The sequence below is a fragment of the Akkermansia muciniphila genome, assembly GCF_040616545.1.
Lineage (GTDB): Bacteria > Verrucomicrobiota > Verrucomicrobiia > Verrucomicrobiales > Akkermansiaceae > Akkermansia > Akkermansia muciniphila_E.
The window spans coordinates 1308027-1321375 of the sequence record NZ_CP156688.1; the positions used below are offsets into that span (position 1 = coordinate 1308027).

Here is a 13349-nt window from a genome sequence, read left to right on the forward strand (position 1 = left end):
GAAATCACAGGTTGGGTTCTTCCGCTTTTTCCAGTCCGGAGCCGCGGAACAGGCAGAGCACGCCCAGGACGGCCACCAGCAGCACGCTGGCGATCAGGGAGGCCTCATAGCTGAACCCGCACATTTCCGGGCTGGAAAACAGGTACTGGAGCACTACCAGGCTCAGGAAGGCGGCGGGAACGGCAGCGGTCCAGTAGCAGAGGTTCCTGCTGCGCAGGTAAATGGAAACGGCCCAGAGCGTGGCGGCGGCCAGGAGCTGGTTGGCCCAGCCGAAGTACTGCCAGATGATGGCGTAGTCCATGCTGCTCACGGCGATGGCGGCGGCAAAGAGGGGAATGGCGATCATCAGGCGGCGGCCCAGTTGTTCCTGGTTCAGCTTGAAGCAGTCCGCGATCATCAGGCGCGTAACCCGCAGGGCGCCGTCCCCCGTGCTGATGGGGAGAATCACTACGCCGATCATCACCAGGATGGAGCCTGCGTGGCCCATCCAGGATTCGGAAATCATCTGGATGGCCAGCGCCGGGGCCTTTCCGTTGGCCGTAGCCATTCCCAGGGCTTCCGGGGAGCCGTAGAACGTCAGCGCAGCGGCGGCCCAGATAAAGGCGATGATTCCTTCCGTAATCATGGCGCCTCCGAAGACGGGCAGCCCTTCCCGCTCCGTCTTCAGGCACCGCGCCATCAGCGGGGACTGCGTGGCATGAAAGCCGCTCACCGCTCCGCAGGCGATGGTGATGAACATGACGGGGAACAGCGGGAAATCCGCCGGATGGCGGTTATGGAAAAAGTCCAGGTCCGGAAGCACTTCCATGCGGGGGATGTGCATCCAGTACGGCATGAAATCCGCAAAGGGCGCCAGAAGCATCACGCCCAGAATTCCCGCGACCATGATAATCAGGGCTACGGAGAAAAGGGGGTATACCTTTCCCATGATGGCCTGGATGGGGAGGATGGTGGCCAGAAAATAGTAGCCGAAGATGATCCACACCCATGCTGAAACGCTCCAGCCCGTCATGGGGGCCAGGATGGCGGCGGGACCCACGGCGAAGACCACGCCCACCAGCACGCTGAACACGATGCAGACGGCGCGGCTGATCCACTGGGCCTGGCTGCCCAGGTAGCGGCCCAGGATTTCCGGCAGGTTCTCCCCCTTGTGGCGCAGGGATATCATGCCGGAAAAATAATCGTGCACCATGCCGCCGAAGATACAGCCGATGATAATCCACAGGAGTGCGGCCGGACCGTACAGCACGCCCATGACGGCGCCGAAGATAGGGCCCAGCCCCGCAATATTCAGCAGCTGGATCAGGAACACGCGCCAGCGCGGCATCACCACATAATCCACTCCGTCCGTGCAGGCCACGGCGGGAGTCTGCCGGGAGGCGTCCGGCCGGAAAATCTTTTCCAGCACCCGTCCGTAGGTGAAATAACCGGCCGCCAGGATCAATATCCCCAGGATGAAGTAGCAGTAACCGTTCATGTTGGAAAAAGTGCCAGCCCTCTCATGGACAGGCTGTCCGTTCGGGGAACTTAACTGTTCTCCCCTCTTCTGGCAAGCCGTTAGTGAAAAAGAAAAAATACGGAACGGATTGCCAATCCGAAAAAGAAATCAGGCGCGGTTTTTTATGCATAGAGATATGGCCTTATGAATTTTATGATGATTTGAAATTCCCAAAAAAGAGAATCCTATCCGGAGATGGGCCGGAGCATTGATTCTCCTAAACATCTTGTTTTTATCATTTATTGTTGACTTCGGATTGGCAATCCGTTAGAGGATAAAAGTTACTTCCATCCAACCTCTCCTAGTTATGAAGAAAACATTGATAATCATTGCTTCCCTGGCTTTAGGAACGGCGGTTTCCCAGGCTGCGGTGCTGTGTTCCACTACTTTTAACCGGACCGGCACTTCCCTGGATACCGTTACAGTGAACACGACATCCGATGTGGGACTTACCTCTTCCACCTCCATCAGTTCCGGAGACTTCAGCAAGAGTTCCACGGGCAATGACCTGCTGGCTTCAGGCTCCATTCCGGCGTCCGTGTTTTCTCCCAATGCCAATGTGGGGGGTACGGGGAACAATACGTGGAGTGTTTCCTTCACGTTCACCAACACCGGTTCCCAGGATATGGTGATTTCTTCCATTGACCTGTCCGTGATCGGGTTCACGGGGGCGGGAGCAGCCCAGAATGGCGGCGGCGGTGTGGCCAATAATGATTATGTGGGCGGATACGACGGCAATTTCAACAAGCCTGTCGATATGACTCTCTCCATTGACGGGCAGGCTGACCAGACCCTGGCTTATAACGGGTCCACGGCTGCCAACGGCACCACCGGCGCATGGACCGGCATTCATACGGGAAGCTTCAATTACAACGACTTTCTGCTGAAAGCCGGGGAATCTCTGACCATCACCATTACGGCTTCCAACAACAGCGCTTATAACAAGGGCTGCTTTGCCGGGCTCACCGGAATCCAGATTAACGGTGAACTGCTGGTTCCTGAACCTGCCACGGCTTCCCTGGGTCTTCTGGGGCTGGCCGTTCTGATGATGCGCCGCCGCAGAGTCTGAACGCTTCTTTTTCGTCCCGTCCTGTTCAATAGCCAAGCTTTTAGAACAGGTTCTTTGGTGCTCTGCATCAAAATGATGGCACGGAAGGCGAATTAAGAATCCGGTGTCAACGTAAAATTTTAAAAATGAACCCGTTTTATTCCGCCAACCATCTCTAAAAAGAGAAGGAGAGATATCGTTCCTTTTCACATTTAAAAGAGTATAAATTTCATTATCAACAAATTATATCTTTATTCAGTTCAAAAAATACTTTCAGAATTCTTAATTCGGTAGAGAAAATTGAGTTCATTCCTGGAATCTTAAATAATCTAATCTGCCAAAACCATGAAGAAAACATTCCCTGTCATTGCTTCTATTCTTGCGCTTGCCGGTTCAGCCCATGCGGCTATCGTGTTTGACTATCAGGCGAATCCCCAGACGGCATCTGATCTTTATCGGCCTGACGTTACCGGTGCTCTTCTGATTAGCCAGACATTTACCGGAGTCTCCTCTCAAAAGACAGGTTCCAACTACGTTAATTCCTTTCTGAGCCCCAATGCGAATGTCGGCACCGGAACTCCATGGAGCGTCACTTTGTCCTTCACCGTGACGGAAACCGTCACCGTGGATTCCATTGCGCTTAATCTTTTTACGTTCAATGCTTCCAATGCGATTCAGAATAATGACCGCGGAGGTGCCTATACTTTTGATCTAAAGCAGAATGGAGATGTTCTGGCCAGTTGCTCTAATTCCAACCTGACTTATGCGGGTACGCAGGATGGCACGGCCGGCAGCTCTCAACAAGCCAGTGTAGATACGCTGGGGCAACGTGGAGGTTCTTCCGGCGTTCGTGAGGAAGGCATGCTGGACAAGGCGGTGGTTCTGTCTACCGGTAATACCTATACCATTGAAATTTCCCTGAACAGAGGTTCGGAAACGCAGGGATATTTTGTTGGGCTGGGAGCCCTTGAATTGAATACGGTTCCTGAACCGGCCACAGCTTCCCTCGGTCTTCTGGGGGTGGCTGCGCTGATGATGCGCCGCCGCAGACTTTAAAGTCCATGCCCCCTGAAACCTTTAATCAAGCCGTCGGTTTTTCTTTGAAATTGGCGGCTTTTTTCATGTTCAGTTAGCAGAATTTAACACTTTTTAATATTTAATATCAATAACCAACATGATTCTTAAGGCAGTTCGCTCTTTGGCGTGATGCCCCTTGAGTCACCTTTTCGCCAGCTTGCCATGTTCCTGTACCGTTTCTTATCTGTTCTTGTTCCTTCTTTATTGTTTTTCGCGCCAGCCAGGGCTGCCGCTGATGAATATGTTTGGAAAGGTGCCGCGTCTCCATGGTCAAACGTATCCAACTGGAGCCTGAACGGCAGTACGCCGCCGGCCGCTCCCGGAGCGTCCGCTTCCGCCTACACGCATTGGATGGTCACGAACGGGACCGACTCGGCCGGCGTGACCAACATAGGCGGCTTGGGGACCGGAGGGCGGTATTTGAAGGGCATCCGGGTAGCAGGAATTAATAACCAGCCCGGGGGAAAGGTCCAGCTCTTCGTGCTGAATACTTCTTCCGGCGTATATCTGCGCGTGGAATCCGGCGGCATCACCGTGGAAAACACGAGCACGGGCGGGTACAATGCGGACTTCGGCATTGCGCAATTGCGCATAGCCGCCGATCAGGAGTGGAACGTGGCGGAAGGCCGTTGTTTTTATGTGGGGCTGGATGAGGCCGCCCCCTCCGGCGGACTGTATTCCCTGACCTCGGAGAACGATGCCCCCCGGCGCGTAACGCTGACGGGTTCCGGTGCGGTGCGCGTGGGGGAAGGATTGCTGCTGAACAATATTTCCAGCCTTGTCGGCTTTGTGATGAATGCCGGGAAGGGAACGCCCACGCTTGACCTGGCGGACCGGGGCATGAACAATACGATTACCGTGGAAGACGCCGCGCGGCTGGAAGGCATGTCCCTGTACCAGGGTTCCCTGGTGACGCGGGAAAAAGCCGCCGTGACATTTTCCGGCACCACGGCCAGGGCATCCGGCCAATGGAACATTGGCGCGGAGACGGCGTTTGTCCTGGAAGACTCCACGCTGGACCTGACGGAAACGGGCGTGGACGGGAGCGTGACGCTCTCCGGAACCTCCGGCATTACCGGTGACAACGGGGCGCTGAAACAGACCATTCTGGATGACGCCCGGGTGACCTATACGGACAGGCATGTCAAGGCAGGCGAAATCCGGAGCGTAGGGAAAAATGTAACGATTACGCTGAACAATTCCTCCATCCGCTTTGACGGAGAAATCCCGGCGGTGAACCTGGTGGTGCAGGGCAGCTGCACCCTGGGCGGCAGCGGGGCCTTCACCGGAACCATTACCTATGCGCCGGGGGGCGCCCTGGCTTTGGACGGGGATATATCGCTCCCCAGTTCCTCCCTGACGCTGGGGCGGCTTCATGTGTCCCTGCTGGACGGCGTGCCGCAGAGCACGGCCGTACAGCCGGAAAATCCTTCCCAGCAGGCGCAGGAATACGTCGTTCTGTTTGATTCCTCCTTTGAAGACCTGATTGCCGCGTGGCCGGGCAGGCACACGCTGGGCGTGCAGTTCAAGCCGGAGATGGCCGCTTCCATCACCGTGAAGGAACTGCCTAAGGGGGCGGTTTCCTGGCACTATGACGCCGCCGCCAAACTGCTGACCCTTGAGACGGACGTGGCGGTGAAGCCGGACATGCCGGCGCATGTTTCCGGCTCCAGGCCCAACATCATCTTTGTGCTGGTGGATGACATGGGCTGGGGGGACCTGAGCGTCAACTGGACGCAGCAGGATAAAAACGGGCGCCAGGTGACGCGCAGGAATGAGTTCAAGACCCCGACCCTGGATACGATGGCTACGGAAGGCATGCAGCTCCGGCGCCATTACAGCGCCGCTCCGGTGTGCGCTCCGGCGCGCGCCTCATTGCTTCTCGGCGTGCACCAGGGCCACTCCCGCGTGGTGCGCAACAACACCTTTGACTACCCCATTGAAAACTCCCACACCCTGGGAACGCTGCTGAAGGGCGCGGGTTACCATACGGCGGCCATCGGGAAATGGGGCGTGGGCGGCGGAGGGCAAAGCGGCAAGGGGCTGACCGGAGCGCCCCATATGCGCGGGTTTGACTACTTTTACGGAATCATCAAGCATCTGGCGGGCCACTTCCACTATTTGACGGCGGGTTCCCAGGAGATTTACGAATATGATGACCAGTCCGCAGCCCCGGCGTGGACGAGCGTCAGCGCCAAGGTTCCCGGCACCGCCTATGATACGGACCTCTTCGGCGCCCGGGCCAAGCAGTGGATTATGGAGCACCATGAAAAGGCCCCTTCACAGCCTTTCTTCCTGTACTTGGCTTTCCCCGCTCCCCACGGCTGCCTGTCTGCTCCTGCCTGCGCCTATCCGGAGGGATTGGGAAAAACCGGCGGCCTGCAATGGGAGAAGAAGGACGGCTATGAAGCCTGCAACACCGCCGCGAACGGTTGGACGGGCGTGCAGGGGGATTTTGGCCCGGATACGTACATTTACCCGGAACACGCGGTTTTCGGCAAGACGGAATCCCGCCACGCCACAATGATCCGCCGCGTGGACGATGTGCTGAAGGATATGATCCAGCTGCTCAAGGAGCTGAACCTTGACAGCAATACGATGATCGTGTTCACCTCCGACAATGGCCCCCACAATGAAGGAGGGTCAGGCAATTACGCCAACGGAGCGCAGGACCCCCAGTACTTCATGAGTTATGGAATGATGGACGGCATCAAGCGGGACTGCTGGGAGGGCGGCATGCGCGTGCCTGCGGTGGTGCGCTGGCCCGGAGTGGTTCCCAGCGGGATCAGCCTGGGCGCCAGCCAGTTCCATGACTGGATGGCCACCTTCGCGGATGTGGCGGGGGTACCCGTTCCGTCCCGCTGTGACGGCGTTTCCCTGCTGCCCACGCTGGTAGGTGTTCCGGAACGCCAGAAAACCGGCGTCATTTACACGGAATATGCCTACGGCGGAAATACTCCGGGCTACAGTGACTTCCTCCAGGCCCACAGGAACCGCGGCAGGCAGCAGCAGCAGATTGTGTTTGTGGACGGTTTCAAGGGCCTGCGGATGGGCAATGCCGCTCCCGCCACGGACTTTGAAATCTATGATACGGAAAAGGACCCGCAAGAGGCCAACAACCTGGCTTCCTCCCGTCCGGACCTTCAGGAGAAAATGAAGGCGCAGGCATTGCGCATGCGCCGTTCCTCCCCCGTCACCGCCACAAACTTTGACGCCGGTTATATTGCTCCCGTTACCGCGCCTGCCGGCCTCCGCCAGGGCAGGCTGCACTGGCGCGCCTGGAACCGTGCCTTTGACTGGGTGCCGGACTTCCGGCAGCTGGAGGAGGCCCCCGCCGCCACAGGCGCGACGGATGCCCTTGACGTGCTCAATGTCAAGGCGGGTTCTTCCGGCCAGAAGGGTGTGGAACTTGCGGGCTACCTCACGGTGCCTGCCACCGGGGAATATAAATTCTACCTCCGGACGGACTCCAATGCGGGGAGCAAGGCCTTCGTGCATCTGCACGATATGCAGCTCATTGATGCGGACTATGCCTATACGCCCGGAACGGAGGCCTCCTCCAATGCACGGGAAGGCGTTTCCAGTGATGTGCAGCCCAACGCCGTCCAGACGGTGAAGCTCACGGCAGGGCTGCACCCCATCCGGATCGGCTACGTGGGGAACGGAACGGCTCCGTCCCTTTCCCTGCAATGGGAAGGCCCGGAAACCAACGGCAAGGAAGCCATTCCCGCCAGCGCGTTCTCCTATGAATACTTGAATCCCTTCAATCTGGACAAGACGGAAGAGGCTGTGGGCGCGGCCGCCGTTCATACGGCGCTGACCGTGCAGACGCAAATGCCCTGGACGGCTTCCTGTGACCAGCCCTGGGTTGCGGTCAATCCTTCTTCCGGCTCCGGAACTGCCGTGCTGGATATTGCGGTGGAGGCAAACGGACAGCAGGCGGAACGGACGGCGGTCGTCACCGTAGCATGTGACGGTGAGCAGAGGACGTTTACGCTGAACCAGGCGGGGAAACCGGCTCCCACGGGCTACGACAAGTGGAAGCAGGACAACTTCCCGGATGGAACGCCGGACGACCAGATGGCTCCGGATGCGTGCCCCGCCGGAGACGGCGTCACGAACCTGATGAAGTACGCAACGGGATTAAACCCCAACAAACCCTGCGGGAGCGTGACGGAACTGGCTATCCGGGAAGAAGACGGTAAAAAATACCTCGTGCTTTCCTGGCCGGTGAATACGGAAGCGACGGATGTGACCTTCAGTGTGGAAAGCTCTGCCGATCTGAAGACATGGGCTGAGGAAGAAACGGTCGTTCCGACCGGCGCGCGCAGTGAATTCCGTGATACCGTAGCGGTGGAGGAAAGCGCCCCGGTGCGCCGGTTCCTGAGGTTGAAAGTGGTGAGGTAAGGAGGAATCATTACCGTGGAGGGAAAGTCCTTCCACGGTATCTTCTGATAGCCGTGGCGCCGGGACGGAGTTTTGAATCGTCCGCCTTTCAAATTTACCCATCCTGCGGGCTTCCTGCCGTGCGTTCCGTCCGGGTAGCGGGGACCTTGTAAGAATTCCCTTCCTCTCCGCTTGGGAATATATTCATCCATGAAGGCCGGATAAGCCCGGTTTCCCGGCCCTTGTAAACCCTTCCCATGTTTTTCACAGGGGAGTTGTAGCGTAAAAGTCCAGGGACCTTTTCAGGCTATCAAGTACAACAAGCTTTCAGGAGGAGAATTCCCCCCGGCTCACTTCCCTGAAGGTAAAGAACTTTCCGTCCGGGGAGCCTTATTCCTATTCTTCTCCCGGTTCCGCAGCCGGAGCCTTGGGAAGGTTTTTGTCAATGTCTTCCAGAAGGTTGACCAGGTCCACGCCGCGCTGGGCGGAGTTGTCCAGCCTGAAGGTAAGGCGGGGGGTATTGCGCAGCACCACGCGCTTGGCTACGGCGGACTGGATGAGCCCATGGCGGGAGTTCAGTTTTTCCAGCACTTGCGCGGGGGACATTTTTCCTACCACGCCCACCCATACTTTTCCTTCCTTCAGATCATCCGTCACTTCCACTTCAATGACGGTGACAATCGTGCCGGGGAATTCAAAATCCCGCTGGATGGTGGTGCCTATTTCCCTGCGGAGGAGTTCATTTACCTTGTCAGTGCGTCTGCTCATATGAAGAGATAGAGTGATGGATGGACCGATTGGTTCAATCGGAAAGAGAAGAATGAAGGAGAAAGGACAGGGATGGAGCTTCTTTGAACGCCCGGAGGGCGTGCAAGGGGCGTCCATCCCTGTTGATTTGGTTCCGGTTTAGGTTACAGCGTCTGCTGGATTTTTTCCAGCGTGTAGCATTCGATGATGTCGCCTGCCTCGTATTCGTTAAAGTCGCCCAGGCGGATACCGCATTCCAGGCCGGCCTTGACTTCATCCACTTCATCCTGGAAGCGGCGGAGGGTGGACATCTTGCCGTCAAAGACAGGGGTCTTGTCGCGGATGACGCGCGCTTCACAGCTGCGGAGGATTTTGCCGTCTTCCACCATGCAGCCTGCTGCGCGGCCCTTGTTGAGCTTGAAGACCTGGAGCACTTTGGCGTGGCCGATGATGGTTTCACGCGTTTCCGGTTCCAGCAGGCCCAGCATGGCGTCCCTCACCTGGTCGATGAGTTCGTAAACGATGGAGTACAGCTTCACCTGCACGCCTTCCCGCTTGAGCAGTTTCACGGCGTTGGCTTCCACCTTGACGTTGAAGCCCAGGATGACGGCGTCCGAGGAGGAGGCCAGGAGCACGTCCGATTCCGAGATGGGACCGGCGGAGGAACTCAGGAAGATGCATTCCACCTTGTCGGACTGGATGTCCAGAATGGCTTTCTTGATGGCTTCCACGGAGCCCTGCACGTCCCCCTTCAGGAGGATCTTGAGCTGGGCTTTCTGGGTGCCGTCTCCCATCATGGCGAGCAGTTCCTCCATGCGGGCCTTGCGGGGCTGGGCCAGGCGCTGCTTGCGCAGTTCCTCCTGGCGTTCTTCACCCAGTTTCTTGGCGGCGCGTTCGTTTTCCATTTCCACGAGCTCGTCGCCCACGTTCGGGGTTTCGGAGAAGCCGGTGATTTCCACGGGCATGCCGGGGCCTACCTTTTTGACGCGTTCGCCGTGGTCGTTGACCAGGGCGCGCACCTTGCCGGCGTACGGGCCGCAGATGAAGGGCATGCCTACGCGGATGGTGCCGCTTTCCACGATGGCCGTGGCGGAGCTGCCCGTGCCGGGTTCCACGCGGGCCTCAATGATGGAGGCGCGGCAGTTGGCCTTGGGGTTTGCCTGGAGTTCAAGCACTTCAGACTGGAGGACAAGGAGGCCGAGAAGGTCGTCAATGCCGTCTCCGGTCAGGGCGGAGACTTCCACGCATTCCACATTGCCGCCGAAGTCCGTGGGCACCAGGCCTTCTTCCATCAGGCCGGTCTTGGTCTTGACGGGGTCTGCGGCCGGGAGGTCGCATTTGTTGATGGCCACGATGATGGTCTTGCCGGCCGCCTTGGAGTGGGCGATGGCTTCCCGCGTCTGGGGCATGATGCCGTCATTGGCGGCTACTACCAGCACCACGATGTCCGTCACGTCCGCGCCGCGGGCGCGCATTTCCGTGAAGATGGCGTGGCCCGGAGTATCCAGGAAGGTGAGGGTGCTGCCGTTGTAGTCAACCGTGTACGCGCCGATGTGCTGGGTGATGCCGCCGGCTTCCCCCTTGGCTACGCGCGCTTTGCGGATGTAGTCCAGCAGGGAGGTTTTGCCGTGGTCCACGTGGCCCATGACGGTGACGATGGGCGTGCGCAGGATGAGGGTGGCCTTGGGCTCTTCCACCACCGGGACGGGTTCCGGCTCCTTGACCGGTTCCTGCTGGGCCTTGACGCCGCCGCCCTTTTCCCGTTTTTCACGGGCGAAGGTGTAGCCGTGCAGGTCGCAGATGGCGCTGACGGCGTCCGCGTCCAGCGGCGTGTTCGGGTTGGCGAAGATGCCCATGCCCATCAGGTCCTTGATGATCTGGAAGGGCTTGGCCTGGAGCATGCCGGCCAGCTCGGAGACGGAGACGGGCGGCTTGAGGTTGATGATTTTACCGTCCGCGGCTTCTTCCTCCCGGGGTGCAGGCGCAGCAGGTTCTGCGGCGGAAGCGGCCTGGACAGGGGCGGGAGCCGGTTCGGAGGGAGCGGGCTTGGGCGCTTTTTTCTTGGGGCCGGAAAGCAAGTCGAGAGCTTCTTTCTTGACCGGGGCAGGGCGGGAGGGCGCCGGTGCGGGTTCCGGCTGGGGTGCGCGTTTCTTTTTGGGAGATCCGCCGATCAGATCCAATACTTCCTTTTTGGGTTCGTTCTCTTCTTGTTTATTAGGCATCTTGATTTAAGTTTGTTAGGTATTGAGCGCCGCGCTCAATGTTATTGGGAGATGAGGTCCCTGGCCTTGTCCAGAATCTGGGCGGCTTCCTCTGCGGGAATGCCCATGCTTTCCGCGATGTCGGAAGCTTCAAATCCGGTGAGGGCCGTCAGGTCCGTTCCGCCCATGGTCACCAGGCCCATAGCGGTTTCTTCCGGGATTTCCAGTTGTTCGCTGAGGGTCTTGGCGGCGGCCTGGCATTGGCGCATCACTTCCTCGGCAGCGGCCTGGTTCTGGCGTTTTTCCTCTTCCTGGACGTCAAAGACGCGCACCTGGACGTCCCAGTTCATCAGGCGGGAGGTGAGGCGGGCGTTCTGGCCCCTGCGGCCGATGGCCTTGGAGAGGTCCTTGTCATCCTGGACGATGACGAAGATTTTCTTGGCTTCCTCGTCCACGGTGATTTCCCGCGGTTCCACGGGGCTGAGGGCTTCCCGGACAAAGACGACGGGGTCTTCCGTCCATTCCAGGATGTCTACTTTTTCATTGTTGAGTTCCCGCACGATGTTTTTGACGCGGGCTCCGCGCATGCCTACGCATGCCCCCACCGGGTCCACCTTGTCGTCATGGCTGATGACGGCCACCTTGGTGCGGTAGCCGGCTTCACGGGCAATGCCGTGGATTTCCACGGTCTGGTCGCCTATTTCCACCACTTCGGATTCAAAGAGGCGGCGCACCAGGTTCGGATGGCTGCGGGAGAGGATGACTTCCGGGCCGCGGGCTTCCGTGCGCACCTCCACCACGTAGAAGCGCATGCGGTCGCCGACGCTGTAGTCCTCGTTCGGGACGCGTTCGCGGGAGGTCATGACGCCTTCAAATTTGCCGAGGTCCACAAAGATGTCCCCCTTTTCAAAACGGCGGATGGTCCCCGTCACCAGATCCCCGGCGCGGTCCTTGAACTCGTCGTAAAGCATTTCCTTTTCCGCGTCCAGCAGCTTCTGGAGCATGGTCTGGCGTGCGGTCTGGACGGCGATGCGGCCGAACCCCTTGGGCGTGATGTTGGTGGGCAGCAGGTCGTGCAGCACGGCGTTCTGGTCCAGCTTGACGGCCAGGGAAAGGGGGATTTGGTTGAACTTGTCGGAATATTCTTCATCCGGCACCACTTCCAGATCGGCAAAGATGCGCACCTTGCCTTTGTCCACATTGATCTCAGCCCTCAGGTAGTTGATGCTGCCGGAGCCGGGAACCATTTTGCGGTAGGCGGAGAGAAAGGCGGATTCCAGAGCGAGAAGAATTTTTTCACGGGAGAGTCCTTTTTCCCTCTCGTAGTAGTCAATCAAAGCTTTAATATCGTTTGTCATGAGTGTGGAGGAGTGTGATGGATAGACAAAAAAGAGCGGGTCGACAGACCCACTCTCGAGTGTCTCTCGGGGTGTTTGCCTATCTAAGTAAGCATGGGGGGGCGGCCTTGGCAAGAAAAAACACATGTTCTATGCGGCATGCAAAAGACTGGGGATGATTCCGGAAGGAGGATTTCCAGCAGGGCGCGCGGAGGGCGTTCCGCAGGGTGGTTTGAGGACTTGACGGAGCCGCCAAAAACGGGAAGTATGCATCCATGAAACTCGTTTCATGGAACGTGAACGGATTGCGGGCGATTCTCGGCAAGGGCATGGGGGACGCCATGGACGCGCTGGGGCCGGACATCCTCTGCCTTCAGGAGATCAAGGCGCGTCCGGAGCAGGTGGACGACCTGTGGCTTTCCTCCTGGCCGTACCAGCTTTGGAATCCGGCGGAAAAACCGGGTTATTCCGGGGTGCTCACCTTGAGCCGGGTAAAGCCCGTCTCCACGTCCACGGGCATGGGCTGGCCGGAGCATGACCGGGAGGGGCGAGTGTGCACGATGGAGTTTGAAGGATTTTACCTGGTCAACTGTTACACCCCCAATTCCCAGGGGGAGCTGGCGCGCCTTCCGTACCGGGAGCAATGGGACGCCGTGTTCCGCAAGTACGTGGCGGGATTGGCGGAAACCAAGCCGGTCATTTTCTGCGGGGATTTGAATGTGGCCCACCAGGAGATAGACATCACGGAGCCGGAAAAGAACCGTTTTTGCGCCGGGTTCAGCGACCAGGAGCGCGCCGGCTTCACCATGCTGCTTGAGGCCGGGTTTACGGATACGTTCCGCGCCCTGCATCCGGGGGAGGAGAAGTGGTTCAGCTGGTGGCCGTACTGGGGGAAGGCCCGCGTCCGGAACGCCGGGTGGCGCATAGATTATTTCTGCGTTTCCAACTCTTTGGTTCCCAAGGTGAAAGATGCGGCCATCCATCCGGCCATGATGGGGTCTGACCATTGCCCCGTCAGTATGGAGATTGACTGCTGAACGCCGTGTCCTCCTGTT

The 13349-nt window shown here is 58.5% G+C and carries 8 protein-coding genes; 4 read left to right on the plus strand and 4 right to left on the minus strand.

Features of this window, described 5'->3' with window-relative positions:
* Positions 1-4 precede the first annotated feature (4 nt).
* Positions 5-1477, minus strand: a complete 1473-nt coding sequence (locus ABGM91_RS05340; RefSeq protein WP_354834361.1) for a carbon starvation CstA family protein — start codon at positions 1475-1477, stop codon at positions 5-7.
* Positions 1478-1805: 328 nt separating this feature from the next.
* On the opposite strand from ABGM91_RS05340, the gene ABGM91_RS05345 reads away from it, so the two are divergent.
* From ABGM91_RS05345 to ABGM91_RS05355, 3 genes are all read left to right on the plus strand, one after another.
* Positions 1806-2567, plus strand: coding sequence for a PEP-CTERM sorting domain-containing protein (locus ABGM91_RS05345; protein WP_354834364.1), 762 nt, complete (start codon positions 1806-1808; stop codon positions 2565-2567).
* A 324-nt stretch (positions 2568-2891) separates the two neighbouring features.
* Positions 2892-3602, plus strand: a complete 711-nt coding sequence (locus tag ABGM91_RS05350) for a PEP-CTERM sorting domain-containing protein (RefSeq protein ID WP_215429155.1) — start codon at positions 2892-2894, stop codon at positions 3600-3602.
* A 225-nt stretch (positions 3603-3827) separates the two neighbouring features.
* A complete protein-coding gene (locus ABGM91_RS05355) occupies positions 3828-8030 on the plus strand; it encodes a sulfatase-like hydrolase/transferase (RefSeq protein ID WP_354834368.1) in 4203 nt (1400 codons plus the stop codon).
* Between the two features lie 375 nt (positions 8031-8405).
* Here the strand turns inward: ABGM91_RS05355 and rbfA are convergent, their stop codons facing one another.
* The 3 genes from rbfA to nusA form a co-directional block, all read right to left on the minus strand.
* The gene (rbfA, locus tag ABGM91_RS05360) at positions 8406-8777 is read right to left on the minus strand and encodes a 30S ribosome-binding factor RbfA (protein WP_354834371.1); all 372 of its coding nucleotides are present in this window, start codon (positions 8775-8777) and stop codon (positions 8406-8408) included.
* Between the two features lie 143 nt (positions 8778-8920).
* Positions 8921-10978: a translation initiation factor IF-2 gene (gene infB / locus ABGM91_RS05365; RefSeq protein ID WP_354834374.1), complete on the minus strand. Its 2058-nt coding sequence runs from the start codon at positions 10976-10978 to the stop codon at positions 8921-8923.
* A 41-nt stretch (positions 10979-11019) separates the two neighbouring features.
* Entirely contained in the window at positions 11020-12315 is a 1296-nt protein-coding gene (gene nusA, locus ABGM91_RS05370; protein ID WP_102715022.1) for a transcription termination factor NusA, read from the minus strand.
* A 254-nt stretch (positions 12316-12569) separates the two neighbouring features.
* Between nusA and ABGM91_RS05375 the strand changes: the two genes are divergently transcribed.
* The gene (locus tag ABGM91_RS05375) at positions 12570-13331 is read left to right on the plus strand and encodes an exodeoxyribonuclease III (protein ID WP_290565467.1); all 762 of its coding nucleotides are present in this window, start codon (positions 12570-12572) and stop codon (positions 13329-13331) included.
* The last annotated feature ends 18 nt before the right edge of the window (positions 13332-13349 follow it).